Annotated in this window: 19 protein-coding genes; 2 read left to right on the top strand and 17 right to left on the bottom strand. The window is 72.2% G+C overall.

Annotated elements, in window-relative coordinates:
- Positions 1-22: 22 nt before the first annotated feature.
- On the bottom strand, positions 23-3,379 hold the full coding sequence (locus OG521_26130; protein ID WUW24060.1) for an ABC transporter permease: 3,357 nt from the start codon (positions 3,377-3,379) through the stop codon (positions 23-25).
- Between the two features lie 193 nt (positions 3,380-3,572).
- A complete protein-coding gene (locus OG521_26135) occupies positions 3,573-3,977 on the bottom strand; it encodes a globin (GenBank protein WUW24061.1) in 405 nt (134 codons plus the stop codon).
- A 179-nt stretch (positions 3,978-4,156) separates the two neighbouring features.
- Here OG521_26135 and OG521_26140 point away from each other — a divergent pair, with 179 nt between their 5' ends.
- Complete coding sequence (locus tag OG521_26140; protein ID WUW24062.1) at positions 4,157-5,305, top strand: FAD-dependent oxidoreductase; 1,149 nt, start codon at positions 4,157-4,159, stop codon at positions 5,303-5,305.
- A 24-nt stretch (positions 5,306-5,329) separates the two neighbouring features.
- Here the strand turns inward: OG521_26140 and OG521_26145 are convergent, their stop codons facing one another.
- The 15 genes from OG521_26145 to OG521_26215 all read right to left on the bottom strand — a co-directional run bounded on the left by OG521_26145 (position 5,330) and on the right by OG521_26215 (position 25,392).
- Positions 5,330-5,782, bottom strand: coding sequence for a MarR family transcriptional regulator (locus OG521_26145; protein ID WUW26800.1), 453 nt, complete (start codon positions 5,780-5,782; stop codon positions 5,330-5,332).
- Positions 5,783-5,972: 190 nt separating this feature from the next.
- Complete coding sequence (locus OG521_26150) at positions 5,973-7,331, bottom strand: FHA domain-containing protein (GenBank protein WUW24063.1); 1,359 nt, start codon at positions 7,329-7,331, stop codon at positions 5,973-5,975.
- Between the two features lie 108 nt (positions 7,332-7,439).
- The gene (locus OG521_26155) at positions 7,440-8,792 is read right to left on the bottom strand and encodes a VWA domain-containing protein (GenBank protein ID WUW24064.1); all 1,353 of its coding nucleotides are present in this window, start codon (positions 8,790-8,792) and stop codon (positions 7,440-7,442) included.
- 100 nt (positions 8,793-8,892) lie between these two features.
- A complete protein-coding gene (locus OG521_26160) occupies positions 8,893-10,176 on the bottom strand; it encodes a protein phosphatase 2C domain-containing protein (protein WUW24065.1) in 1,284 nt (427 codons plus the stop codon).
- Positions 10,173-12,926, bottom strand: a complete 2,754-nt coding sequence (locus OG521_26165; protein WUW24066.1) for a serine/threonine-protein kinase PknG — start codon at positions 12,924-12,926, stop codon at positions 10,173-10,175. Before OG521_26165 ends, OG521_26160 begins: the two co-directional genes overlap by 4 nt.
- 94 nt (positions 12,927-13,020) lie before the next feature.
- Positions 13,021-14,355, bottom strand: coding sequence for a hypothetical protein (locus tag OG521_26170; protein ID WUW24067.1), 1,335 nt, complete (start codon positions 14,353-14,355; stop codon positions 13,021-13,023).
- A 110-nt stretch (positions 14,356-14,465) separates the two neighbouring features.
- Positions 14,466-15,437, bottom strand: coding sequence for a glutamate ABC transporter substrate-binding protein (locus OG521_26175; protein ID WUW26801.1), 972 nt, complete (start codon positions 15,435-15,437; stop codon positions 14,466-14,468).
- Between the two features lie 92 nt (positions 15,438-15,529).
- A complete protein-coding gene (locus OG521_26180) occupies positions 15,530-16,855 on the bottom strand; it encodes a hypothetical protein (GenBank protein ID WUW26802.1) in 1,326 nt (441 codons plus the stop codon).
- 431 nt (positions 16,856-17,286) lie between these two features.
- Positions 17,287-18,261 carry an ATPase gene (locus OG521_26185; protein ID WUW24068.1) on the bottom strand — a complete coding sequence of 325 codons (975 nt, stop codon included), beginning with the start codon at positions 18,259-18,261 and terminating at the stop codon, positions 17,287-17,289.
- A complete protein-coding gene (locus OG521_26190) occupies positions 18,252-19,517 on the bottom strand; it encodes a 6-phospho-beta-glucosidase (GenBank protein WUW24069.1) in 1,266 nt (421 codons plus the stop codon). Before OG521_26190 ends, OG521_26185 begins: the two co-directional genes overlap by 10 nt.
- Positions 19,518-19,520: 3 nt before the next feature.
- A complete protein-coding gene (locus OG521_26195) occupies positions 19,521-20,423 on the bottom strand; it encodes a carbohydrate ABC transporter permease (protein WUW24070.1) in 903 nt (300 codons plus the stop codon).
- Position 20,424: 1 nt separating this feature from the next.
- Complete coding sequence (locus OG521_26200; GenBank protein WUW24071.1) at positions 20,425-21,366, bottom strand: sugar ABC transporter permease; 942 nt, start codon at positions 21,364-21,366, stop codon at positions 20,425-20,427.
- Between the two features lie 10 nt (positions 21,367-21,376).
- Positions 21,377-22,714: an ABC transporter substrate-binding protein gene (locus tag OG521_26205; GenBank protein WUW24072.1), complete on the bottom strand. Its 1,338-nt coding sequence runs from the start codon at positions 22,712-22,714 to the stop codon at positions 21,377-21,379.
- Between the two features lie 82 nt (positions 22,715-22,796).
- Positions 22,797-24,020, bottom strand: a complete 1,224-nt coding sequence (locus OG521_26210) for an ROK family transcriptional regulator (GenBank protein WUW24073.1) — start codon at positions 24,018-24,020, stop codon at positions 22,797-22,799.
- A 301-nt stretch (positions 24,021-24,321) separates the two neighbouring features.
- A complete protein-coding gene (locus OG521_26215) occupies positions 24,322-25,392 on the bottom strand; it encodes a mechanosensitive ion channel family protein (protein WUW24074.1) in 1,071 nt (356 codons plus the stop codon).
- A 376-nt stretch (positions 25,393-25,768) separates the two neighbouring features.
- Between OG521_26215 and OG521_26220 the strand changes: the two genes are divergently transcribed.
- The gene (locus OG521_26220) at positions 25,769-26,305 is read left to right on the top strand and encodes an HNH endonuclease (protein ID WUW24075.1); all 537 of its coding nucleotides are present in this window, start codon (positions 25,769-25,771) and stop codon (positions 26,303-26,305) included.
- Positions 26,306-26,321: the final 16 nt, after the last annotated feature.

Below are 26,321 nucleotides of genomic sequence, written 5' to 3' on the forward strand. Positions count from 1 at the left end.
GATCGGTGTGCGGGGGCGCAGGTCATGTCGCGGAGCCACCTGTCCCGGGCCCCCGTGCGGCGAGCGTGCGTGCCGGGCGCCGGGGCGCGGACGGGGAACTCCAGACCCGGCCGAGGGCCGCGACGATGAGCAGCGGCAGCGCGGCGACTCCGGCCAGCAGCGCGGCCACCTGCCCGGCCGGTAGCTGCACCAGCACGGAGGGAACCGGCTGCGCGGCCTGGCCGGTCAGCACGATCAGCGGCACCACGGCCCGGGTGAGCAGGGCGCCGAGCAGGGCCCCGACCATCAGCGCGATCGCGATCAGTACGCCTTGTTCGGCAGCGGTCATCCGGGCCAGCTGGCGGCGCGGTGTGCCCAGGGCCCGCAGCACGGCGAACTCGGCCGACCGCTCCCGATGCGATCCGACCGCGGCGACGGCGAAGCCGACCGCGGCCAGTGCGGCGGCGATGACGGCCACCCCGAGCAGCGCGGACTGCGGGCCGGCCCCCAGCGGATCGCTGACCAGGTCCTCGGCGATCTCGTCGCGCACCCGCACCTGTACGGGGTCGGTGTCGGGCTGCTTGCGGAGGGCGGCGGCGACCTCCGCGGTCCGGCCCTGCTCGGGGGTCAGCCACCATTCGGTCGCGGTCAGCCGGGCGTTGGGGCGTCCGGCGAAGACCTGGCTCAGGGACCGGAGGTCGAGGAGCAGGGCGCCGCCGTCCCGGGCCCGCTGGGTCTCCGCGGAGGCCGGGGAGGAGCCCGAGCCGGGGCCCGTGGTCGGCAGCCGGTGCACGGTCCTGACGATCTTCACCCGGACCGTCTCACCGGCGAGTGTGACGTCGATGTCCTGCCCCCGCTTCGCCCCGGTCGCCTTCAGATACGCGTCCGTGGCCACCGCCTTGAGCGCGGGCGCCTTGGCGCGGGCCGCGGAGATCCGCACGTTGAGGGTGGGAACCGCCCACACCGCGTCCTCGGCCGTGACGGACCCCGTGAGGTAGTCCAGGCCCAGCGGGGCCGCGGCCGACGCGGTCGGGGTGACGGCCCCGCCGGGGGTCACCTCGCCGAACGCGTCGGCGGACACGGCGGCCTGCCAGCGGAAGCCGTCCGGGACCGGGACGGGCCGCTCGGCGCCGCCCGGACCGGCCGCCCGCAGCGAGCTCACGGTGAGCCGGTGCGACTCCCCGCGGCCGACGGGCTGCTTGTCGTCCAGCTCGAAGCCGGTGACGGCCAGTTCGCCCGCGGCCGCCACGTCGACCGAGACGGGATGCGGCTTCCCGTCGACGGGCACGGAACCGACGGCCACCCGGTAGGGCAGGCCGTAGCGGTCCTCCAGTGCCACGGAGAGCAGCGGTGCCATGCCGGACGGCGCGGGCCTGCCGGATGCGGTGACCGCGGTGATCCGCACGTCGAACCGGAGCCGGGTGCTGTTCTTCGGGAGCGGCAGTCCGGTGCGTGCGGTCCTGGGCGGGGCGAGCGAGTCGAACAGCCGGTCCCCGGAACCGTCGCCGAGGTCGTCGCGCATCAGCAGGTGCTCGTCGGCGTGCGCGGTGTCCAGGGCGAGGACCTCGGCGGTGCGCTCGTCGGAGAGGTCCACCGACGCGCGGAAGGCCGGCGCCGCGTCCCGTACGCCGGGCAGTGTCGCGTACGCGCCGGACTTCGCGGGGTCCGCGTTCACCCCGCCGGTCATGCGCACCGACGCACCGGCCCTGAAGTCCGCCTGGTCGCTCTGCGAACGGTCCCAGGACGCGCTCTGGCCGACTGCCAGCATGCCCATCGCCACCGCGAGCACCAGCAGCAGCACCGGTCCGGCCCCGCGCAGGGGCCGGCGGCTGAACTGCCAGCCGGCCAGCGCGGTCGCCAGCCCCCGGCCGCCGGCCGCCCGGCGTTCCGCGAGCCGGGCGGCCGGCGGCAGCAGACGCAGTGTCAGTACGGTGCCGGCGAGCAGCGCCAGCGCGGGCGCCGCCACCAGCAGCGGATCGATGCCGAGGCCGCCCTCGCGGTCCCCGCTGAGCGCACCGCCGCCCGAGCCCTTGGTCTGCCGGTCCAGCTGCCAGTACGCGACCGCCGCGATGGCCAGCAGGGCGATGTCCGCACCCGCCCGCACCGGCGCCGGCAGCGCGGAGGTGCGCGCGGAGCGCCTGCCCCCGGCGCTGGCGGCCAGCGCGGGCGCCACGACCGCGAGCGCACAGGCCAGCGCGGTGACGGCCGCGACGATCCACACCTGGCCGGTGACCCCGGTGTCGAGCCGCAGCCCGATCCGGGAGAGTCCGCCGCGATCGGCGAGCAGCCGGGTGAGGGGGCCGGCGAGCAACGGGGCGACGACGGCGGCCGGCAGGGCGAGCAGCAGCGCCTCGATCGCGGCCAGCGAGGTGATCCGGGCGCGCGATCCGCCGCGCGCCCGCAGCAGTTCGGTCTCCCCGCCGCGCTCGCTGCTGAGCAGCCGGGCCACCAGCAGCAGGGCGTACCCGGCGAGCAGCACCAGCTGCACCGCCACGATCGTGAGCGTCGAGCGGGAGACCAGCAGGGCCCGGTCGACCTGCTCGATGACGGTGGGCAGCGAGGTCTGGGCACTCGCCCCGTCCTGGAACTCGGCCGAGGCGAGCAGGGCCTTCGGGCCGGTGGTCGCCGAGTGGTGCAGGGCGTCCATCCGGTCCGTGGTGACGGTCCGGAAGTCGGCGGACGCCAGCCAGGACATCTCGCCGGTGCTGGTCCGGCCGGAGCCGAGCACGGCCGGGTCGGTGAGCAGCGGGCCGTACGTCGTGAAGACGACCTTGCGGATGCCGCGCCCGCCGAGTGCGTCCAGCTGCCAGTACGGATCGGACTGGTCGGCGGCCTGGTAGAGGCCGGTGACCAGGATCTGCACCGGCTTGCCGCCGAGCCGGTCGGTGAGCCGGAGCCGGGCGCCCGGCTTCAGCCCGAGGGCGTCGGCGGCGGTACCGGGGAGCGCGACCTGCACGGGATCGCCGGGCTTCCCCGCACCGGCCGCCGGCGGCCGGCCCGCGGTGAGCCGGACCCGGCTGCGGTCCAGGGCGGCGAAGTGGGTGAGATCGGGGTCGCCGCGGCGGGCGGCGGGGTCCTGGAGGCTGCGCGGCAGCGCGTAAGGACCGGAGGACTCCAGCGTCCGTACGGTCACGGGGAGGCCGTCGAACGTGTCGTGGGCGGCCTTGCGCGCCGACGCGTCGGCGGCCTCCCGCCGGTCGGGCTCCACCTGCGCGGATATGACGAGGGCGGCGGGGGCGGCCGACCGGTGGGTGAGCGTGTGGCGCAGCGCGGCATCACCGATGGAGCCGGAGAAGGCGGTGAGGGCGGCCAGGACCGAGGTGGTGAGGAGGACGGCCAGGACGGCCGCGGCGAGCAGGAGCCGATGGGCCCTCACCCGCAGAAAGACGAACCCCGTCACCTGGCCCCCTAGTCACCGCTCACTGCGCACACCCGCCCCCCGGCGCGTCCGTGGGGCGTGTTTCGACACACGCCCCAGCCGGATGCTTTCAGAAGGCAGCCGCCGCTGGAAACCGCTTACGGGTAGACCTTGATGGGATTGTGATCGATATCCGACGGTGGAGTACCGCATTCCGCACACCGTCGATCGGGTTTCAGCCTTCGGTGTTGACCATGGAGGCGGCCGCGTACGTGAGGTAGTCCCACAGCTGCCGCTCGTGCTCCGGGGCGAGGCCGAGTTCGTCCAGCGCCACCCGCATATGGCTCAGCCAGGCGTCGTGCGCGGCGCGGTCCACCCGGAACGGCGCGTGCCGCATCCGCAGCCTCGGGTGCCCGCGCTCGTCGCTGTAGGTGCGGGGGCCGCCCCAGTACTGCATCAGGAACAGCGTGAAGCGTTCCTCGGCCGGACCCAGATCCTCCTCCGGGTACATCGGCCGCAGCAGCGGGTCCCCGGCCACGCCCTGGTAGAAGCGGTGGACCAGGCGCCGGAAGGTCTCCTCGCCGCCGACCAGCTCGTAGAAGGTCTGCTCCTGCAGCGTGTCGCGCGGATTCTCAGTCACCCGTCCATGGTCGCAGACGCGCCGCCCGGGCACGGGGGCCCCGGCGCATCGGTCGCACCGGCCGTCCCGGCCGTGGGTCCGGTGGCCGGATATCGCCGACACCTCTCGTCACAGTTCGTGATGCGAACTACTATGGTTCGTGTTGCGAACGATTAATGCGGATGCCGGGAGTGGAGAGCATGAAGAGTGGAAACGGGAATGCGGAGAACGGAAACGGGCAGGGCGGGAACGTGAACCGCACGGTGGTCGTCATCGGCGGCGGATACGGCGGCGCCGCGGTCGCGAAGGCGCTCGACGAGGAGGCCGATGTCGTGCTCGTCGACCCCAAGGACGCGTTCGTGCACGCGGCGGGCTCGCTCCGGGCGCTGGTCCGGCCCGACTGGGCGCACCAGATCTTCTTCCCCTACGACACGCTGCTGCGACGGGGCACGGTACGCCGCGAACGGGCCGTGTCGGTGGACCCGGGCGGCGTCACCCTGGCCTCGGGGGAGCGGATAGCGGCCGCCTATCTGGTGCTCGCCACGGGCTCGGACTATCCGTTCCCGGCCAAGATGGACACCGATCTCTCCGGCGAGGCCCTGGAGCGCATCCGCGAGGCGCACGCCGAACTCGCCGCCGCAGAAAGGGTGCTGATCGCCGGGGCCGGCCCGGTCGGTCTTGAACTGTCCGGCGAGATCAAGGCGGTCTGGCCGGACAAGCACGTCATCGTCACCGACCCCGCCGAACAGCTGGTGCCCGGCTTCCTGCCGGAGTTCCGAGAGGAACTGCACCGCCAGCTGGACGCGCTCGGGGTGGAGCTGCGGCTCGGCACCGCCCTGACGGAGCAGCCGCCGTCCGAACCGGGCCGGACCAAGTCCTTCACCGTGACCACCACCGGCGGCGACGAACTCTCCGCCGACATCTGGTTCCGCTGCTACGGCGTGCGCACCAACGGCGACTACCTCGCCGACGGCCGGGTCGCCGTCCGCACCCCGCAGGGCCGGGTCCCGGTCACCGAGACCCTCAACGTCGAGGGCCACGACCACATCTACGCCCTCGGGGACATCACCGACGTCGCCGAGGCCAAGATGGCCGGCTACGCCATGAAGCACGCCGAGGTGGTCGCGGCGAACGTCCTCGCCCAGGTCCGCGGCGAGCGGCCCACGGCCACCTACCTGCCCTCGCCCGTGCCCTCGGCCCTGCTGCCGCTCGGCCCCGGCGGCGGGGTCGGCCAGGTGCCCACCCCGGACGGGCCCGTCATCCTGCCCGCGGCGGCGGTCAGCGAGTACAAGGGGAAGGACCTGTTCACGGGCCGGTTCGCGGAGCTGTTCGGAGTGGTGCGCGGATAGCGCCGGCCGTCCGGGGCGGCCGGGTCAGAGCGAGGGCGCGGCGGTCTCGTCCGACTCCATGAAGACCACCGGCACCTCGTTGTTCAGCACCAGCCGGCCGAGCAGTTTCGCGAGCTGCTCGCGGTCCGCCTCGCCGAGGTCCGCCGACAGTGCCTCCACCCGCCGGCAGGTCGCGGCGTAGAACGCGTCGGCCAGGGCGTCGCCCGCCGGGGTCAGGGCGACGCGGACCGCGCGGCCGTCCTCGGGGTCGGGCTCGCGGCGCACCAGGCCGCGCTGGACACTGCGGTCCACCAGACCGGTGAGGCTGGACTTCGCCAGCCCCAGCATCGCGCCCAGGTCGCTCATGCCGTACGGCTGCACCATCAGCACGCACAGCAGCTGGCCCTGCTGTGCGGTGATGCCGTGCTCGCGGCCGGAATCGGCATACACGGCATTCACCAGGAACGAGGAACGCACCAATGCGGTGACGACTCCCATGTGTCCGCGCTCGGCCTTTCGCATTCCACCAGAATACGGCAGGCGGTGCCGCCGGGACCTCGCCGGGAGCACTGATATTCGTGGTGCGAACTATGTGCCGGGCCCGGGCGGGACACTGGCCGGGGAGGACATCACAGCGGCCGGTGACGGGGCGTTCCCCCGTCACCGGCCGCTGTGTGCGTCCGAGCCGTCAGTCCCGGCGGATCGTGATCGTCGTCCACGCCCCGACGTGCACCTGGTCGCCGTCCTGGAGCGGTACGGGGACGTAGGGCTGGATCGGGTCCTCGGCGCCGTTGAGCGTGGTGCCGTTGGTGGAGTTCTGGTCGACAACGGCCCAGCTGCTGTCGGGCTGCTGCACCAGCACCGCGTGCTGGTGCGAGACGCCCGGGTCCTCCGGCGGCACCGACAGGTCGATGTCGGGGGACTCGCCCGTGCTGTGCCGGCGGCGGCCGATGGTGATCTGGTTGCCGGTGAGCGGCAGCTGCTGCTCGGGGGAGTACGCCGGGAGGTTGAGCCCGGTGGCCTCGGGGCCGCTGCGCTGCATCATCGCCAGGAAGTACTCACGGTCCGGGGCGATGACCGCGGTCCAGTTCATGGACTGCGGAGCCTGGTTCTGGTTCTGGCCGGGACCCGGACCCTGCCCCGGTCCCTGGCCCGGTCCCTGGTTCTGGCCCGGGTACGGCTGCTGCTGCATCGGCGTCTGCGGGCCCTGGGCCTGCGAGGGCGGCGACAGCAGCCAGTCGTCACCGGCGGGCTGCGGCGCCTGCGGGGCCTGGGGCTGCGGCGGGGCCGGCGGTCCGGGCTGCTCGAAGACCGGGGGAGCCGTCTGCTGGAACGAGGGCGGTGCGCTCTGCTGCTGGAACGGCGGCGGGGGCGAGCCCTGCGGCGAATTCTGCTGCTGGGCGTGCTGCTGCCCCTGCGGGAAGCCCTGCGGACCGCCCTGCTGTCCCTGCTGCTGGAACGGCGGCGGAGGCGGCGGACCCTGCGGGCCGCCCTGCTGACCCTGCGGGCCGCCCTGCTGACCCTGCGGCTGTCCCTGCTGCTGGAACGGGTGCGGGGGCTGCTGACCCGGTCCCGGAGGGCCGGGCTGGCCCGGGCCCGATGAGAGCGGCTCGGCCGACCGGTTCATCTGCGAGGGCCGTGAACTCTGGTAGTCGAACGGATCGCGCTGCTGCGGCGGGCCCGGCTGCTGGGCCTGGAAGCCCGGCGGCAGATTGAGACCCGGGACCGGACCTGCGGGGCCGCCGCCCGGACCGTGCTGCGGAGCCAGCGGGGTGTACGACGTCGCGGTGTTCGTGAGGAAGTTCCAGCGGCATTCCTCGCAGAACGGCGCCATGGGCTCCCGCGGGGTGCGGCACTGGGGGCAGAGCTCGGCCTGCTGCGTCGCGTCGGGGCCGGGGCCCTGCGGGTATCCGTAGCCGGGCGCGGGCGGCGGGGGAGGCGGCGGGGGAACGGCGCCCGCAGGCGCGCCCGCCCCGGCCATGCGGTGGCCGCAGACCTCGCACCAGTCCTCGGAACCCGACTGGTGTCCGTTCGGGCAGGTCGGCATGTCGGCGCTTCCCCCTCTCCTCGTCCGGCCCCGGGGGCCGTCATTTTGTCTTGCGTCGCCGCCCGGCGGACCTGTCCGGCCGGGCGGCTCATCAGTGCGGATATGTGGTTATTTCTTGACGCGAACAGTCTTGGTGGAGCGCGTTTCGAGTGTCATCTCGTCCGCTTCCGCGACCTTCGCCTTCAGTCGCACAGTACCGGTCGCCGCGTCGACGACGTCTACCACCTTCGAAAGCAGTTTCGCAGTGTCCTCGTTCCCGGACGCCGATGCCAACTGCACCGCACGGCCGAGTTTGGCCGTCGCGCCGTCGAAGTCTCCCGACTTGCGTGCATCGAGACCCTGCTGGATGACTTGTGCCAGTTCCGCCTGACCCGTGTAGTGCGCGACCTGCGGATTGATCGAGGTCGACGCCACCATGTCGTCCGTCCACACCGCCCGCACCAGGCCCTGCGAAAGGGTCTGCGGCGTCCCGCCCGACGGGTCGGGAAGGATGAGCGAGACCCGGGCCGCGAGCATCTCCTGCCCGATGCCGGCCTCCGGCACCTGGACGCACACGTGGTAGTCGCGGGACTCGTCGCCCCAGGAACCGGTGGGGTAGTCGCCCGCGCGCGGGCCCGCCTCGGTGCGGCGGTCGGTCAGTTCGGCGACCGTCGGCGCGACCTGCTTCACGAACTTGATCTCCACGCCGACCGGGGTCCAGAGCCGCAGTGCGACGTCCGCGACCTCCTTGCCCATCGCGTTCTCCATCATCTGCGTGAAGTCCGCGGCCAGCCCGGCCGGGTCCGCGACGATGTCGGCCGTGCCGAGCAGCGCGGAGGCGATCGCTGTGACCTCTTTCACTTCCCAGTCGGTGCCGACACCGCGGGCGTCACACGTGAACCGGCCGGCGCACGCGTCGAGCGCGGCCCGCAGATCCTCCGGGGCCTCGTGCTCGTTGCGCCCGTCCGTCAGCAGGATGCCGTGCCTGATGTCCACGTCGGCGGCGCCGAGCAGCCGGTCGGCCAGTCGCAGCCACGTGCCGATCGCCGTACCGCCGCCCGCGCCGAGCCGGCGCAGGGCCTCCTTCGCCTGCGCCCTGGTCTGCGCGTCGGCCGTGGCGAGCCGCCCGTTGCCCGGGTAGACCTCCTTGGCCACGTGCGTGCCGCCGACCACGGCGAAGGCGGTGCCGTCGCGCAGGGTGTCGATGGCCGCCGCCGTCGCGTCGCGGGCGTTGCGCATCTTCGTCGGCGGGTAGTCCATCGAACCCGAGCAGTCCACCATGATCACCACCGCGGCGTTCGCCGCCCGCCCCGGCAGGTCCGAGGGTGCCGCGCTCGTCAGCGGAACCCCGCCGGTGGTGCCGCCCCCGGTCGACGTGACCGTGATGATGCCGTTGACCTCACGGCCGCCCTCCGGCAGATATTCGTTCTGATACACCTCGACGGAGAACTGCGGCACGTTCGACTTGGAGAAGTTGGCCATCTGATCGGCTCCTTGAGGCTCCACGTGTCAGATGAAGACAGATGTACGGACAAAGACATCGGAAAGGCTGGGGGCGGACGGAAACGGGCTCAACCGCTGCTCAGGCGGATCCTGCCCCTTGCGGTGGTACGGCGAACGGCACCAGGGCCACTGTTACGTTGTCGTGGCCCCCGCCGTCCAGCGCGTGCCCGACCAGCACCTGGGCGCCGTGCAGCGGCCGTTCGTATGCGTCGGCGGGGACCGCGGCGGCCATTTCGGCGGCGGACTCCGCGTAGTTCCACAAGCCGTCCGTGCAGACCACCACGAGGCCCGGCCGGTCCGGTTTGAACGACGCGGTGTGCGGCTCCAGTTCGTAGGCATCCGCGCCGAGCCAGCCGGTGATGGCGTGGGCGCGCTCGTCCGCGTACGCCTCCGCCTCGTTCATCAGGCCGGCCGCGACCATCTGCGCGGCCCAGGAGTCGTCCTCGGTGAGCCGGGCCGGCGGATGGGACCGGTCCTCGGGCACCCAGTACACGCGGCTGTCACCGACCCAGCCGACGACCAGCAGCCCGCTCGCCATGATCGCGCCGACCAGGGTGCAGGCCGGGGCGTTCTGATGGCGGTGCGGATCGAGCTCCTGGGCCTGGCCGGGGTCCTGTGCCAGCCGGTTGACCGACTCCGCGGCGGCGACGATCGCCTCATGCATCGCCTGCTGCGGATGCGTGCCGCGCGGCAGCGACTCCAGCAGCGCCTCGTTGGCCGCGCACGAGGCGGCGGCCGAGGCCTCGTCGGGACGGCTGGCCGACGACACCCCGTCGCAGACGATCGCGACGACGGCCGGGGAGCCGTCCGGCAGCGCGGTGGTCGACACGGCGAAGGAGTCCTCGTTGCGGTGGTGCCGCAGCCCGCGGTCGCTGACCGCGGCGACCGAACCGAGCTCCTCCTCCATGTGGTCGCGCTCGCGGGGCTGGGCGTGGCCGCAGTTCTCGCAGTAGCCGTCGTCGTCGACATGACCGGCCCGGCACGCCACACACACCTTGCCGCCGGCCGGCGGGGCCGGAGCGGGGTCGGGCGAGGTACGGGGATCGGGCGTCGCCCCGGCGGCGGGAGCGGCCAGCTCGAAGTCACCGGACGCGTCCGGCCCGTCGAAGCGGACCTCCGGCGCGGCCGCGCCCGGCGGCGGAGGCGGCGGTGCCGAGGACGCGGCCCCGGCGACGGAGCCCGGCGGCACGGTCTCCCCGGCCGGGGAGGCGATGGCGATCGTCGGGTGGTCCTGCGGCGGCTCGGGCACGGCCGACAGGTCGTACCCGCACGCGCCGCAGAACAGGTCCCCCGGCTCCAGCGGCTCCTCGCAGCCGGGACACCTCGACAAGGCAGTCTCCTGTGGCTTCTGCGACATGTTCACACCCACGTTCGGGGGCGGAAACGGTTGGCCCGCTCCACCAGTTCGATCCTCTCGTCGCCGGGCTCCGCAAGCCGGGCGAGCATCCGGTACGAACGTTCCAGCCCGAACCGCAGGCCGCGCTCGTCCAACTCACTGCCGAGCAGCGTCTTCGGCCCCTGAGCCACGGCGTACGGCGCCGACTTCGGGTCCGAGGGCCGAGCCGTGGGACTACCGGAGAGTACCCAGTCGAGTGCCGTCCCCAGTACCTCGGTCGACAACTGCTCGCGGCGCACCGCGTCCAGACCGAGCCCGGCCAGTCCCGAGACCTGGGCCGAGGCGGCCATCAGGTCCGAGATCAGCGGCTCGTCCGGACCCCGTTCGCGCAGCCTCGCCCGGACCGCGGCGACCCGGGCCGCCGTGAAGTGGATCGACGCCTCCGGCACCGACTCCAGCGTGCTGACCGCGCCGCCCCGCTCCCCGGCCGCTATCTGCACCCGGGCCAGGCCGAACGCCGCGCTCACGAAGCTCGGGTCGGTCATCCACACCAGCCGGTAGTACTCGGCGGCGTTGTCCAGCTGGCCCAGGACCTCCGCGCAGATCCCGAGGGCCAGCTTGGGCGCCGGCTCCCCGGGGAACGCGTCGTAGACCGCGTCGAAGGACAGCGCCGCGTTCTCCTTGTCGCCGGTCACCAGGGAGGTCAGGCCGCGGTACCAGACCACGCGCCAGTCGTCCGGGTGCTTCGCCTCCAGCGCGGTCAGCGTCTGCGCCGCCGCACCGAGGTCGTTCATCTCCAGCTGGGCCCGCAGCTCGCGCAGCCGCGTCTCCAGGGAAGCGGCCGGCACGGCCTGCAGTGCGGCGATCAGTTCGGCGGGTGCCGACGCCATCACCCCGGCGAGGAAGCCCGCGTTGGGGTCGTTCGCGTCGACCCGGGGGACCGGCAGCGCGAGGGAGGTCCCGCGCACGTCGAGGCCGGCCAGCCGGGGTCCGTTCGGGCTGTACGGCCCCGGCACGCCGCCCGGGTTCTGGACCGGGTCCCGGGGCGCCGGAACCGTTGCCCGGGACGGTGCGTACGGGAGCGGGGCGGCGCCCCTGACGTGCGTCGTGGTGGAGGGCACCGGGCCGGCGCCCGCGGCGAAGCCGGGCGGCGGGCCGGCGGGCAGCGCGCCCGGGACACCGCCGGGCGGCGCCACCGCGGGCGGCGTGGGCGCTGCCGGAGCGACTGCGGCCGCGCCGCCCCTGCGACGCCCGAAGAACCCCGGACGGCCGGACTCCGGCGCCCTGGCCCCCAGGCGCGACACATCACCGGTCAGCAGGGTGAAGAGCTCCGTGTCGGTGACCCGCAGCTCCGCGCCGAACAGCGTCGAAAGCGCCGGGCGCGGGCGCCCCGTCTGCAGCGACACCACCTCGCGCAGCACACCCGTCAGCTGCTCCGCCATCTCCGAAGCGGAGGCGAACCGCCGGGCCGGGTCCGGGTCGGTGGCCCGAACCAGCAGCCGGTAGAACGACTCGTAGGTCCGGAACACCTCGATGTTGTCCGGGTCGGGCAGCGAGTCCACGAAGACGTTCGTGTACCCCTGGAAGTCGAAGGTGAGCACCGCGAGGGTCCGCGCGACCGTGTACAGGTCGGAGGCCACCGAGGGGCCGACCTCCGCGACCTCCGGCGCCTGGTAGCCCACCGTGCCGTAGATCGCCGACTCGTCGTCGTCCATCCGGCGGACCGCGCCCATGTCGATCAGCTTCAGCTGGTCCTCGGTCTGGATCGCGTTGTCGACCTTGAAGTCGCAGTACAGCAGGTTGCGGCTGTGCAGATGGCCCAGCGCCTCCAGCGCCTCGATGCCGAACGCGCAGGCCTGCTCGACCGGCAGCGGATCCCGCTTCCCGGTCGGCGTGCGCCGCTCGTTGGCGATCTCCTTGAGCGCCTTGCCGCCCACGTACTCCATGACGATGTAGCCGTCGAGGGAACCGGTCCGCTGGTCGAGGTGCTCGACGAAGTTGTAGATCCGGACGATGTTGGAGTGCTCGATCTCGGCGAGGAACCGGCGCTCCGAGATGGCCGCCGCCATGGCGTCCTGGTCACCGGTGTCGAGCAGGCCCTTGAGCACCACCCAGCGGTCGGAGACCGCGCGGTCCACCGCGAGGTAGACCCAGCCGAGCCCGCCGTGCGCCAGACAGCCCGCGACCTCGTACTGCCCGTGGACGATGTCGCCCCCCTGGAGCTTGGGCACGAAGGAGTACGGGTGGCCGCACTTGGTGCAGAACCCCTCCGTACGCCCCGGCCGGTCGCCCCGGGACCGGCCCACCGGCGCCCCGCAGTCCGAACGCGAGCAGAACCGCTTGCGCTCGGGCACCTCCGGGTTGTCCATCACCGCGGTGCGCGGATCGGGACGCGGCACGTCCGGTACGAGCACCAGCCCGGCGCCCAGCCGGTTGCGGCCCGAGGCCCCGGTCGACTTCGCCGACGAGCGCACCGAGACGGACCGCGACGTCGAACTTCCGGAGAGCGCGCGCGAGAGCCGCCCCGAGACCGAACGCCGCGAGGTCGACGACCGCGACGAGGACCGCGAGGACGCCCGGGACGAGGCCTGCGAACTGCTGCGGGCCGAGGAGCTGTTGCTGCCCCTGCCGCCGCCCGCGATGCCGGTCGGCGGCGAGCTCACCATCCCCGTCGGCGAGACGACCGGCGCCAGACCGCAGGTGTCGCAGTACAGCTCACCGCCGCCCATGTCCTCGTAACTTCCCTCGCACGCGGGGCGCTGGCACTGCGTACTCATGGTCATTCCCCCTGTTCGCCCCGCCGCCGCGGCGGCCACGTTGCTCCGTCACTACCCGTCATGCACACCATGTGACCCAAGTTCCCCGTACGGCTCACGGCTGCCCCCGCCGGTCCTCGGGACCGGGCCCCCTGCGCCCGGCCAGCATGTCCAGCGCCGCGTCCTGATAACGCTGCACCGCCATCGCGGCGACCCGCAGATCGCACGGCGCACTCCACAGCATCCGGCGCGCCGCGTCGTAGCGCTCGATGAGGACCGGGTCCTCCGCCAGCCCGTTGCGGGCCACCTTCGCCTTGTACGCGTCCAGCCGGCCGCGCAACTCCGCCCGCACCGCCAGCGGCGCGGTGACCGCCGTCAGCTGCTCCCTGGCCCGCAGCAGCTCCTCCTCGGCCTGCCGCTCCAGGGTGTCCAGGAGGGGCGAGAGCCGGTGCCACTGCGCATGCCTGCGGTACTCCGACGCGGCGGCCAGCCGCTCCTGGAGCGCGGTCGGCGGGCCGTTGACCGCGGGCACCTCGGAGGCGGCGATCTTCGCCAGCACCTCGCCGCGCGCCGACCTGGCCTCGGACAGTGTGCGGTCGGCACGGGAGAGCACGTCGCGCAGCTGGACCAGGCGCTGCTCGGCGTCCTGCCGGACCGCGAGCACCGCCTCGACCTCGCGGCGCACCTCGTCCAGCGCCCTCGCCGCCCGGTCGTAGCGCGTCGTGTCGGGGCGTCCGCCGCCCGGCGCCGAACTCCCGGGGCCCGGCAGCCAGAACGCCAGCGGGTCGGAGATCACCTGCACCCGCAGCGTGGTCAGCTCCTGGGTGATCGACTCCAGGTCGTCGCCCGCCGGATGCTCCCCGGGCCGGACGCCCACCGAGTGCGCCAGCGAGTGGGTGCGGCGCAGCTCGGCCGCGAGCAGATCTATCCGGGCGGGCATCGCCGACCACACGGAGTCGGAGGCGACGACCATGTCGAGCGAGCGCGCGTACAGCTCGTTCATCCGGTTGACCAGCTCCTCCAGCGTGAAACGCTCGGAGAGCCGGGCCGGGCCGGTGATCGAAGGGGCGTGCCCGCCGGCGGCGTGGGCCACCGTGACGCCCTGGCCGCGCAGCAGTTCGGTGAGGGCCAGCAGGTCCTCCCGGTTGGGATGACGACGCCTGGCCCGCACCTCGCGCGCCTCGTTCAGCGCCCCCGCGTACGCGTCGAAGTACGTCCACAGGAGAGTGATCGACTGCTCGGTCGCGCTCCAGCGCTCCTTGGTCACACCGGTGAGCTCGGCACCCTCCAGGAGGCGGCGGCCTGCATGGTCCTGCAGAGCGAGGAGCGAGGTCTCTATCGCCTCGTGCTCCGCGCCGAGCCGGGCCAGCGCACGGTCGGCCTCGTCCCGGTCCATGACCGGGCCCGGGGGCCGGGCCGCGTAGCTGGGGAAGGGGCCCGCGACGCCCATCGATCACCTCTCCGCTCTCCCTGCCGGGCGCGAGCCCGGCAGGATCGGTGCTGCCAACCGGCCGTCCGGGTATCCGTGCCGCCCGGTCGGCCTGATCCGGACGAACGGTGCTAGTCGGTCCGGTACTTGGGCGCCGGCGGCGCCGTGATCCCGGGCAGCCCGGCCTCCAGCCACTTGCGGTACGACGTCATCCAGGGGCTGACCGCGCCACCGGCGCGGTAGTCGACCAGCACCTTGTTGACCCGGGCCACCAGGTCGTCTGCGCCCTTCTTCGCGGCCACGCCGTAGTACTCGGTGGTGAAGGGCTTGTCGCCCTTGAGCTCCACCGCCGGGTCCTGGGCGGCCTGACCGGCCGCCAGGGCGTTGTCCGTGACGACCGCGTCGACCTCGCCCATCTGGAGCCGCACCAGGCAGTCCAGCTGGTTGGGCACGGTCAGCTTGTCCTCGTCGGCCTCGGTGCCGTCGTGCTTGTCCTTGAAGACGGAGCCGAACGACTCCTTCTCCAGCGCCTCGTACGCCGTCGAGCCCTCGGCGGTGCAGACCCTCTTGCCGGCCAGCGAGGAGTTGAAGCCGGTGATCCCGCCGTCCTTCGGCGCGAGGACCTGCTGACCGGCCTGGAAGTACGCCGTGGAGAAGGCGACCTGCTCCAGCCGGGCGCAGTTGATCGTCATCGTCCGGACGACGACGTCGACCTTGTCGTTCTGCAGCGCCGCGATGCGCTGGTTGGTGGGGATCGCCCGGAAGATCACCTTGTCCGGGCTGCCCAGGATGTCCTTGGCGATGGCCCGCACGAGATCGATGTCGAAGCCTTCGAGATTCCCGGACTCCGGGTCCCGGAAGCCCCACTGGAAGCTGTTCTGGTCGACACCGGCGATCAGCTTGCCGCGCGCCTTGATCTTGTCGATGGCGGGGCCGCCGGCGCCGGAGGGCTGCAGGCTGGCCTCCGGGTCCGTGCAGTCGTCGGCCCGCGTCTGGACGGCCTGGGCCGCACCGGGTCCCGACACCGCACCGCCGAAGCCGTCGTCGCCGTGGGAGAGCGGCAGCAGGGTCAGCGACGCCGTCACCGCACAGGCCACGGCCATGGCGCTCACCCCGCCCCAGCCGCGCAGCCGCCGGAACCCGCGCTGCGCTCCGGGGCCCGTCCTCGGGTCCTTCCCTGTCATCGCTCCCCCTGTCACCGGAACTCCGAGAGCCTGCGGTTGACCCCGACGATCGCCGCCACCGCGCCCAGTACGGCCAGGGCCGCGGCGCCGATCGGCAGTCCGCCCAGCGCCCCGCGCCCGTCCTCGGCGGCCTGGGTGAACTGGCTCTGCTCGTGGGCGAGCGCCTTCCGCAGCGCCGCGTCCACCTGGCTGAAGGACTGCCCCGTCGAGTTGTCCGTTCCGATGATCTGCTCCAGCGCCGTGTCGTAGTCGCCGCTGTCATCGGTCTTGCGGGCGGTCCGGTGGCGGCTCTGCCACTCGGTGACGGCCGTGATGGCGTCGGCCACGGGCTTGCCGCCCTCGGCGTCCTCGGTGTCCTCGGCGAGCTTCCTGGCCCGGTTCAGCTCTTCGCCGAGTGCCTTCATGCCCGTGCCGTAGTCGGTCTCGTACTTGTCGCTCTTGCCGTCAGCGGTGAGCACCGCACCCCGTGCGACCACCGTGAGGTTCTCGTTGGCACGGGCCTTCAGCGAGTCGATGCGCGCCCGGTTGAGCACGTCCAGGGACTGCTGCCCGTGCGTGTTCGCCTCGGCCAGGTCGGAGCGGGACACCGTGTGCCCCACCGCAAGCCACAGCAGGACCACGGTCGCCGCCGCGGTCGCCGCGAGCAGCCCGTGGTTGAACACCCGGTTCGTACGACGGTAGTTGCGCCGCTGCGCCCAGAACAGCACGGCCAGCGCGACGATCCCGACGCCGAGGGAGAAGAACGGCCACGTCCGGGCGGAACGGTAGTCCTGGTCCAGCCGGTCGGTCTCCGCCGAGTACAGCCGCTCGGCGGCCGGCAGCAGGTCGTTCGCCATCTTCTGGTTCGCGTACCGGAGGTAGGCGCCGCCCAGCGGCAGCCCCTGCCGGTTGTTGGCACGGGCGCGCTCGATCAGTCCCGTGTAGCGCGGGAGTTCCTCGTTGAGGGTGGTGATCTCGTGGCCGGACTTCGTCGAGGCGTCCGTGTTGGCCGCGGCCTCCACCAGCAGCCGGGAGGCGTCGTCGATGTCCTTCACGTACTGGTCGTGCACCGCGCGCGGTTCCTGCGGGCCGGCCAGGAAGCCGCTCGCCGCCGCCGCGTCCGCGTCCGCCAGCGAGCGGTAGATGTTCGCCGCGGTCGCGCTGAGCGGCTGGCTGCGTTCCACCACGTCGTTGGCCGCCGCCGCGCGGTCGTTGATCTCGAACGCCGTCACGGCCCCGAACGCGACGACCAGCAGCGCCAGTACGGCCCCGATGATCTGGAGCCTGCCCGGTTCGGTGGTGGCCGCGGCGCGCAGCCGTGCGGTCACCACGGCCCGGGCGCTGTGCTGCGGAGGCACGGGTACGGCCGCCGGCGCGGGCGGCTGCTCCGGCGCGTGGTGCGGCGCCGGGCGCACATTCGGCGGGTATGTCACTTGACCTCCCCCTCGGTCACTGACGGTGGCCCGCCCCCCGGCCGATCGGGGGACTGGTACCCGGCCAGAAGTATGGCCGCAGGGACCGGCGTCCACATCAGGAACGCCTGGATCCTGCACCGGTCCATGAAGCAGCCGACGGTGATCAGCTGCGGTCGTACAGCATTCGATCAAGGCCGACGCCGTCGATCAAGACGATCGGCGGCGCAATTCCCCGAAGCGGAGCGATCTCCCCGGTAACCGGTCTCCCCACCGATGAACACGTCCGGGACAACTGATCGGTTCCCGTACGCAAGAGGCGTCCCGCAACCCGAAGGCTACGGGACGCCCCTGACACACCTGGCGGCGCGGGCGGCTCAGGCGTACTGCGCCCGCAGCCTCTTGTGCACCTCGGGCGGCGCGGCCGTGTGGTCGAGCCCCAGCAGCCCGGCGCCCAGCACGGGGGACTCCTCCACCACCCGCACCACCGCCTTGGGAGCGCGTGCGGCCAGGAGTTCGGCGATCCGGCCGTCCAGCCGGGGATGGCGCGCTGCCAGCACGCTGCCGCCCAGCAGCACCGGCGCCGCCTCGTCCAGCAGGTCCAGCCGGGCCAGCGCGACCGAGGCCAGCGCCACGACCTCCTCGGCCAGCCGGTCCACCAGGGCGAGCGCCGGCGCGTCGCCTTCCGCGGCCGTGGCGAAGAGCACCGGCGCCAGTTCGTGCCGTCGCACGGAGTCGATCCGGCCCAGGTGCAGCGCCTCGATCAGGGCGTACATCGAGTCGAGCCCGAAGTGGGCGGGCAGCGTCCGGGCCAGCGCGGTCGGCTCGCCGCGGCCGTCCTCGGCGCGCGCGGCGAACCACATCGCCTCCTCGGAGAGCCCCGAACCACCGCCCCAGTCCCCGGAGATGCGGCCGATGGCGGGGAAGCGCGCGGTCCGGCCGTCCGGCACCATGCCGACACAGTTGATCCCCGCGCCGCAGACGACGGCCACGCCGCGCGGCTCGTCGATCCCGGCCCGCAGGATCGCGAAGGTGTCGTTGCGCACCTCCACCGTGCGGCCCCACGCGCGGGCGCGCAGGGCCTCGGTCAGCTGCTCCTCCTCGACCGGCAGATCGGCGTTGGCCAGGCAGGCCGACACATGGGCGACGGATCCGGCGGTCACCCCGGCCGATTCCAGCACCTGCTCCACCGCGGCGCCGAGCGCGTCCACGGCCCTTCCGACACCGACCACGGGCGGCTGGAAGCCGCCGCCGCGGGCCGTGGACAGCACGGTGCCGTCCTCACCGATGAGGGCCACATCGGTCTTGCTGTTCCCCGCGTCTATCGCGAGGACCGAACCGTTCACGCCCACGCGAGGTGCTCCCGGTTGTGCGCGATCAGCTTGTCGGTGAGCGCCTCGGCGTACTCGAACTGGCCGATCAGGGGGTGTGCGAGCAGCGCCTTGAACACCCGGTCGCGGCCGCCGCGCAGCGCGGCCTCCAGCGCCAGGTCCTCGTACGCCGTCACGTTCGCGATCAGACCGGCGTACAGCGGGTCCAGCTCCGGCACGGCCAGCGGCGTCGCACCGGTCCCGTCGACCCTCGCCTGCACCTCGATCACCGCGTCGTCCGGCAGGAACGGCAGCGTCCCCTTGTTGTACGTGTTGACCACCTGGTGCGTGGAGCCGGCACCGCCCAGCAGCGAGGCCGCCAGGTCGACGGCCGCCTCGGAGTAGAAGGCGCCGCCGCGCTTGGCGAGCAGTGCGGGTTTCTCGTCCAGTGCCGGGTCGCCGTACATGGCGAGGAGTTCCTTCTCCATCGCGGCGACCTCGGCGGCCCGGGAGGGCTTGGTGCCGAGCTCGCGCACGACCTCGTCGTGCGCGTAGAAGTAGCGCAGGTAGTAGGACGGGACGACGCCGAGCCGGTCGACGATCTGCCGCGGCATGTGGAGGTCGTCGGCGAGGGCGTCGCCGTGTTCGGCGATCAGGCGGGGCAGGACGTTCTCGCCGTCGGGGCCGCCCAGACGCACTCCGAGTTCCCATGTCAGGTGGTTGAGGCCGACGTGGTCGAGGTGGATCTCACCCGGTGTGACGTCCAGCAGCCGGGCGAACTTGCGCTGGAAGCCGATCGCCACGTTGCACAGGCCGACGGCCTTGTGGCCGGCCTGGAGCAGGGCGCGGGTGACGATGCCGACCGGGTTGGTGAAGTCGATGATCCACGCGTCCGGGTTGGCGCGGCGGACGCGTTCGGCGATGTCCAGGACGACGGGGACGGTGCGCAGGGCCTTGGCGAGGCCGCCGGCGCCGGTGGTCTCCTGGCCGATGCAGCCGCACTCCAGCGGCCACGTCTCGTCCTGGTTGCGGGCGGCCTGGCCGCCCACGCGCAGCTGGAGCAGGACCGCGTCGGCGTCCGCGACGCCCGCGTCGACGTCCGAGGTGGTGACGATCCGGCCGGGGTGGCCCTGCCTGGCGAAGATCCGCCGCGCGAGCCCTCCGACCAGGTCCAGCCGGTCGGCCGCCGGATCGACGAGCACCAGCTCCTCGATCGGCAGGGTGTCCCGCAGCCGCGCGAATCCGTCGATCAGTTCAGGTGTGTAGGTGGACCCGCCACCCACTACAGCGAGCTTCATCAATCAGCCCTTTACTCCGGTCAGTGTGACGCCCTCGACAAAGGCCTTCTGTGCGAAGAAGAAGACGACGATCACAGGGGCCATGACCAGAACGGTCGCGGCCATGGTCAGGTTCCAGTCGGTGTGGTGCGCGCCCTTGAAGGACTCCAGTCCGTAACTCAGCGTCCAGGCACCCGGGTTCTCGGAGGCGTAGATCTGCGGCCCGAAGTAGTCGTTCCAGGCGTAGAAGAACTGGAAGAGGGCGACGGCCGCGATGCCGGGCTTGGCCATCGGGATCACGACGCGCATCAGGGTGCGGAACTCCCCGCAGCCGTCGACCTTCGCCGCGTCGAGGTACTCGTTGGGGATGGTCAGCAGGAACTGCCGCAGCAGGAAGATGGAGAACGCGTCGCCGAACGCCATCGGGATGATCAGCGGCCACAGCGTGCCGGACATGTCCAGCTGCTTGGCCCAGAACAGGTACATCGGGATGACGACGACCTGCGGCGGCAGCATCATCATCGAGATGACGAGCATCAGCGACAGATGCCGGCCGCGGAAGCGGAACTTGGCGAGCGCGTACGCCACGGGCAGCGAGGACACGACCGTGAGGACGGTGCCCAGGCCCGCGTACAGCAGGGTGTTCCGCCACCAGGTCAGGAACCCCGGGGTGTCGAACACCTCCTTGTAGTTGCTCCACTCGAAGGGGTGCGGCCACAGGTCACGGGTCAGGGCCTGCTGGTCGCTCATCAGCGAGGTGAGGAGGAGGAAGACGAACGGCAGCACGAAGAAGAGCGCGGCCGCGACGCCGAGCGAGTGCACACCGATCCAGTGCAGCAGCGCCTTGCGGCGTGCCACGCGCTCGGCCGGGGTGACGGGGTCACTCACCGGGCCCGCGGCCTTCGGGGTGTCGAGAACCTGCGCCACGTCACTCACCTGCCTGGATCAGTCCGCTGCGGCGCCGCATCAACAGTGCGGTGAACGCCATGGCGAGGACGAAGAGAACGAGCGCGACCACACAGGCCGAGCCGTAGTCGAAGCGCTGGAAACCGAGGTTGTAGACCAGCTGCGGAAGCGTCAGTGTCGACTTGTCGGGATAGCCGGGCTCGAACTGCTGCCCCGAGCCGCCCATCACACCGGACGCGACCTTCCCGGCCACGAGCGGCTGGGTGTAGTACTGCATCGTCTGGATGATGCCGGTGACCACGGCGAACATGATGATCGGCGAGATGTTCGGCAGCGTCACGAAGCGGAACCGCTGGTACGCGGACGCCCCGTCCAGCTCCGCCGCCTCGTACTGCTCCTTCGGTACGTCGAGGAGCGCGGCCATGAAGATCACCATCAGGTCGCCCACCCCCCACACCGCGAGGGCCGTCAGCGCCGGCTTGGACCAGGTGGCGTCGGTGAACCAGCCCGGGGTCGGCAGCCCGAGATCGCCGAGGATCGAGTTGACCGGTCCGGTACCCGGGTTGAGGAGGAAGACGAAGCCCAGGGTCGCGGCGACCGGCGGGGCCAGGTACGGCAGGTAGAAGAGCGTCCGGAAGACCCCGGTGCCCGTCTTGATCTTGGTGATCAGCAGGCCGACGCCGAGTCCGAAGACCACCCGGCAGGTCACCATGACCACGACCAGCCACAGCGTGTTGCGCAGGGCGGGCCAGAACAGCGGGTAGTCGTTGAAGACGAACGACCAGTTCTTCAGCCCGCTGAACTCGGGGGCCGAGAAGCCGTCGTAGCTGGTGAAGGAGAAGTAGAGCGTGGAGATCAGCGGGTAGGCGAAGAAGACGCAGAACCCGATCAGCCACGGCGACATGAAGGCCGCCGTCCGGAGCGCCGAGCGGCGGCGCTTCGAACGGAGTGTGTACGTGCTCATCGCGTCGGCTCTACTTCGCCTGGTCGATCGCCGCGTCGATCTCCTTGGCGGTCTTCTCCAGGCCCGCCTTGAGGTCCTTCTGCGTGCCCTTCTCGACGTCGAAGCCGAGGTTCTGCAGGGACGTCAGGTACGCGCCGCCGTTGACCGAGGGCGGGGTGGTGGTGGACTGCGGGTTGGCCGCGATGTCCAGGAAGGTCTTGAAGCGCGGGTCGTACTTCAGCTTCGGCGACTTCAGCGCGGCGAGCGTGGACGGCACGTTGTGGATGGCGTTGGCGAAGTTCACGACCGCGTCGGTGTCGGTCGTCATGAACTTCACCAGCTCCCACGCCGCGTTCTGCTTGGTCGAGGTGGCGGCGATGCCGGCGATGGTGCCGGTCAGATAGCCCTTGCCGTAGGTGTCGGCCTCGTTGTCGGCGACGGGCATCGGGGCCACGCCGATCTCGAACTTCGGCTTGGCCTCCTCGGCCATGCCGAGCCGCCACTCGCCGTCCAGCTGCATGGCCACCTGGCCGGTGTGGAACGGGTGCTTGGCGCCCCACTCGTCACCGAAGCCGGTACGGAACTTCTCCAGCTTCCGGTAGCCGCCGAGCGAGTCCACCATCTTCTTCTGGGTGGTGAGCATGTCGGCGAAGGCCGGGTCCTTGGCGATGTTCGACTTGCCGTCCGCGTCGAAGTACGTCGGGTTCCAGCCACCGAGGTAGTGCTCGGTCGTCGACTCGTAGCCGTGGTAGTTCGGCATGAAGCCGAGCTGCTCGTACGAGTCGCCCTTGGTCTTCGTCAGCTTCTTCGCGTCGGCGGCGAACTCGGTCCAGGTCTTCGGCGGCGCGGTGATGCCGGCGGCCTCGAACGCGTCCTTGTTGTAGTAGAGGCCGTACGCGTCGCCGAGCAGCGGCACCGTGCAGCGCACCCCGTCGAACTGCGTGTACTCGTTCATGGCCTTCGGGAAGGTCGCGGCCGCGTCGATCCCGTCCTTCTTCAGGAAGGGGTTGAGGTCGACGAAGGCCTTCGACTTGCAGAACTTGCCCACGTTGTTCGTGGTGAACGACGACACGACGTCCGGAGCCTTGGAACCGCCCGCGCGCAGCGCCTGGTTGATCTTGTCGTCGGTCATGTTGCCGACGACCTTCACGTGGATGTTCGGGTGCGCCTTCTGGAAGGCGTCGATCGTGTCCTGAATGCCCTTGACCTCACCCGGAGCACTCCAGCCGTGCCAGAAGTTGATGGTCGTCTCCTTGGACGCGTCATCACTGGCACCGGAGCTGCTCTGCCCGGTACAGGCGGAGGCGAACAGGGCTATCGCGGCGGTCGCGGCGAGCGCGACGGCCGGCTTCCGGCGGTTTCCGGACATGGTGGTGTCTCCCGATGAAGGGTTGGGACGGGGAAGGGGGTGTGGGGCGTGGAGCGTGGGGGCGTACGGAAGGTGTGCGGGATCAGCGCGAGGTGTCGAACACTTCGTCGCGCGTGGTGGCGAGCGCGCTCTCCAGCGCGCCGCGCAGGACGGGGCGGTGGGTCACCTCGCCGGTGATCAGCCGGGGCCGGGACGCGGCCAGCTCGGCGAGTTCGGCGGCCACCCGGCCGCGCAGCGGTTCCCCGCCGCGCGAGATCAGCTCGCCGGACAGCACGACGACCTCGGGGTCGAGGACGGCGACCATGGACGCGAGACCGGTGGCCAGACCGGTGGCGAACAGATCGAGCAGCCGGGCGTACGGCCCGCCCTCGCCCTCCGCGGCGGCCGCGGCCGCCCGGCCGATCAGCTCGGCCGCGGTCTCGTGATGGGTGCCCAGGCCGCGCACCGCCTCGTCGTCGATGCCGAGCTCACGGGCCAGCCGGGCGAGCACCTGGGCGCCGGCCAGCTCCTGGAAGCCGCCCGCGTTCGCCTTGGTGACCTGGCGGACCAGCGGAGCCCCGGGCACCGGCAGGAAGCCGACCTCGCCGGCGCCGCCGGTGAAGCCGCGGTGCAGCCGGCCGTTGATGACGAGGGCGGCGCCGAGGCCCTCCTCGTTCCACAGGAGCACGAAGTCGTCGTGTCCCCGGGCCGCGCCGAGCCGCTGTTCGGCCACCGCGACCAGGTTCACGTCGTTCTCGTACTCCACCGGCATCGGCAGGAAGGCCGCCAGCTCGTCCAGCAGCGTGGGGGAGTGCCAGCCGGGCAGGTGGGAGGCGTACCGCAGCCGGCCCGTGCCCGGGTCGAAGGCGCCCGGCGTGCCGATGACGACGCGGTGCACGTCGGACCGGGTCAGCCCGGCCGCCTTGACCGCGCCGTCCAGCGCGTCCGCCACCTGCCGCACCACGCTGTCGGCGCGCCGCCCCGGGGTCCGCAGCTCGAACTCCCCGACCGTCTCGCCCGTCACATCGGCGACGGCGGCGACGATCCGCTGGGCGTTCACATCGAGCCCCGCGACATGCGCGGCCGAGGCGTTGACGGCGTACAGCTGCGCGTTGGGCCCCGGCCGCCCGGCCGCGGTCCCGGTGGCCACGACCAGCCCGGCCGCCTCCAGCCGGGCCAGCAACTGGGAGGCGGTGGGCTTGGACAGCCCCGTCAGCTTCCCGATCCTGGTCCGCGACAGGGGGCCGTGCTCCAGCAGCAGATCGAGGGCGGCGCGGTCGTTCATGGCGCGCAGAACGCGGGGGGTACCCGGCGTGGTTCCGGCCATGGTCACTGCACCTGCCCTCTGTTAGGAAACTTTCCTATTCGGTGAGAGGACCGTAGGGCGCACGTCACCGGGGCGTCAATGGCCCGCACCGCGGTGGCAACCAAAGCGTTACCTGGGTGGCGCCGTCGGCGCGGGGCGGTGCGGCGGCTCACCCCGGACCCCCTGTGCGCATACGTTCCCAACAGGGCTTCGGGTGAACCGAGTTGGCCGGGATCCATCGGAGGCGGGCCGACGGGAAACGGCTGAGGGGCACCCCGCGAACCTCGCGGGGTGCCCCTCAGCCGTGCGTATGTGCGGGGGCCTACTTCGTGATGTTCGGCGTGGACGGCGGGATCGGCGTCGCCGCCAGCGACTGGGGCGAGGTGGCCGAGGCGTACGCCGAGGGAGCGGCCATCGCGGCCGTCGGGTCGGCGGCCGATGGCTCGTCCGGCTGGGCGGGGATGCCGCCGACCATCCGGATGCCCGCCTCGTCGAAGGCGCGCTTGATGCGCCAGCGCAGCTCGCGCTCCACGCCCAGCGCCTTGCCCGGCATCGTCTTCGCGGTCACCCGGACCGTCATCGAGTCCAGCAGCACCGAGTCCAGGCCCAGGATCTCCACCGGTCCCCACAGGCGCTCGGTCCACGGGTCGTCCTTGGCCATCAGCTGGGCGGCCTCGGTGATCACCGTACGGACCCGGTCGAGGTCCTCGGAGGGGCGGACCTGGACGTCGACGCCGGCGGTGGACCAGCCCTGGCTGAGGTTGCCGATCCGCTTCACCTCGCCGTTGCGGACGTACCAGATCTCGCCGTTGTCGCCGCGCAGCTTGGTGACGCGCAGGCCGACCTCGATGACCTCGCCGGAGGCGACGCCCGCGTCGATGGTGTCGCCGACGCCGTACTGGTCCTCCAGGATCATGAAGACACCGGACAGGAAGTCGGTGACCAGGTTGCGCGCACCGAAGCCGAGCGCCACCCCGGCGACACCCGCGGAGGCCAGCAGAGGGGCCAGGTTGATCTGGAACGCGCCCAGGATCATCAGGGCGGCGGTGCCGAGGATCAGGAACGAGGCCACCGAACGGAGCACCGAACCGATCGCCTCCGATCGCTGCCGGCGCCGCTCCGCGTTGACCAGCAGACCGCCGAGCGCGGTGCCCTCCACCGCCTGGGCGCTGCGGTTCATGCGCTCTATCAGCTTGGTCAGGGCACGGCGGACCGCGATGCGCAACGCGATCGCGATGGCGGCGATGAGCACGATCCGCAGACCGGTGTTCAGCCAGGTGGACCAGTTCTCCTCCACCCAGCCCGCGGCGTTGCCGGCCTGCTTCGCGGCTTCGTCCAGCGAGCCACCGGGCCCGGGTGACGGTGCTGCGGCCAACAGGGCGGACAGGGACACGGCGAAACCTCCAGTTGGGCGAGCGCTGAACAACCACACTAACGGGGCATCCGGAATGCTCCGTTGCCGTGATCGAGGGGAGAGACGCGTCTCACCCGGGGATATGGAAGAGGTAAAGAACCCGTCCGGCGGTACCGGCCGTGACCGGGTGCGCGGCCTCCCTGTGGCCGATCGCACATCCGGGCACGGGCGCGGCGGCAGGGCCCCGAAGCGCCTGATCCGGCGTGTCCCGCAGTACGGGCGGCAGGACCCGGAAGGAAAATCCTTCCGGCCCGTTACCCGGACGTGGTGGCGCTTCGACCAGGCCGGAGGGGAGACTGAGATCGGATCGTCCCGGCGCGAGCCACGCGCCGCCGGCGTACAAGGAGGCGTCCACGTGCCGCATGTCCTGGTTCTCAACGCGTCGTACGAGCCGCTCGGCGTCGTACCGCTCCGCCGCGCGCTCGTCCTCGTCCTCGAGAACAAGGCCATCTGCCTCGAGGAGTCCGGCGCCTTCATGCACAGTGCCACCCGTGCCGTCCCGGCGCCCAGCGTCGTCCGGCTGAAGCGGTTCGTCCGCGTTCCCTACCGGGGGCCCGTCCCGCTGACCCGCCGGGCGCTCTTCGCCAGGGACGGCGGGCGCTGCATGTACTGCGGCGCCGCCGCGACCAGCGTCGACCACGTCATTCCGCGCAGCCGCGGCGGACAGCACGCCTGGGACAACGTGGTGGCGGCTTGCCGCCGCTGCAACCACGTCAAGGCCGACCGCCACCTTCCCGAGCTCGGCTGGCGGCTCCATCAGCAGCCGGCCCCGCCGACCGGCCTGGCCTGGCGGATCATCGGCACGGGACACCGCGACCCGCGCTGGCTGCCCTACTTGCAACCGTTCGGCGCGGACGACGCGATGGCCCGGATCGACGGCATCTCCGCCTGACGGTCCGGGCCTCTGC

Source organism: Streptomyces sp. NBC_01463 (genome assembly GCA_036227345.1).
Taxonomy (GTDB): domain Bacteria; phylum Actinomycetota; class Actinomycetes; order Streptomycetales; family Streptomycetaceae; genus Streptomyces.

Excerpts from the sequence above, each read along its gene's own strand:
- OG521_26145 (WUW26800.1), bottom strand. The coding sequence starts at position 5,782 with ATGGGAGTCGTCACCGCATTGGTGCGTTCCTCGTTCCTGGTGAATGCC.
- OG521_26175 (WUW26801.1), bottom strand. The coding sequence starts at position 15,437 with ATGGCCGTGGCCTGTGCGGTGACGGCGTCGCTGACCCTGCTGCCGCTC.
- OG521_26165 (WUW24066.1), bottom strand. The coding sequence starts at position 12,926 with ATGAGTACGCAGTGCCAGCGCCCCGCGTGCGAGGGAAGTTACGAGGAC.
- OG521_26210 (WUW24073.1), bottom strand. The coding sequence starts at position 24,020 with ATGGCCGGAACCACGCCGGGTACCCCCCGCGTTCTGCGCGCCATGAAC.
- OG521_26200 (WUW24071.1), bottom strand. The coding sequence starts at position 21,366 with ATGAGCACGTACACACTCCGTTCGAAGCGCCGCCGCTCGGCGCTCCGG.
- OG521_26190 (WUW24069.1), bottom strand. The coding sequence starts at position 19,517 with ATGAAGCTCGCTGTAGTGGGTGGCGGGTCCACCTACACACCTGAACTG.
- OG521_26170 (WUW24067.1), bottom strand. The coding sequence starts at position 14,355 with ATGGGCGTCGCGGGCCCCTTCCCCAGCTACGCGGCCCGGCCCCCGGGC.
- OG521_26205 (WUW24072.1), bottom strand. The coding sequence starts at position 22,714 with ATGTCCGGAAACCGCCGGAAGCCGGCCGTCGCGCTCGCCGCGACCGCC.
- OG521_26150 (WUW24063.1), bottom strand. The coding sequence starts at position 7,331 with ATGCCGACCTGCCCGAACGGACACCAGTCGGGTTCCGAGGACTGGTGC.
- OG521_26140 (WUW24062.1), top strand. The coding sequence starts at position 4,157 with ATGAAGAGTGGAAACGGGAATGCGGAGAACGGAAACGGGCAGGGCGGG.
- OG521_26155 (WUW24064.1), bottom strand. The coding sequence starts at position 8,792 with ATGGCCAACTTCTCCAAGTCGAACGTGCCGCAGTTCTCCGTCGAGGTG.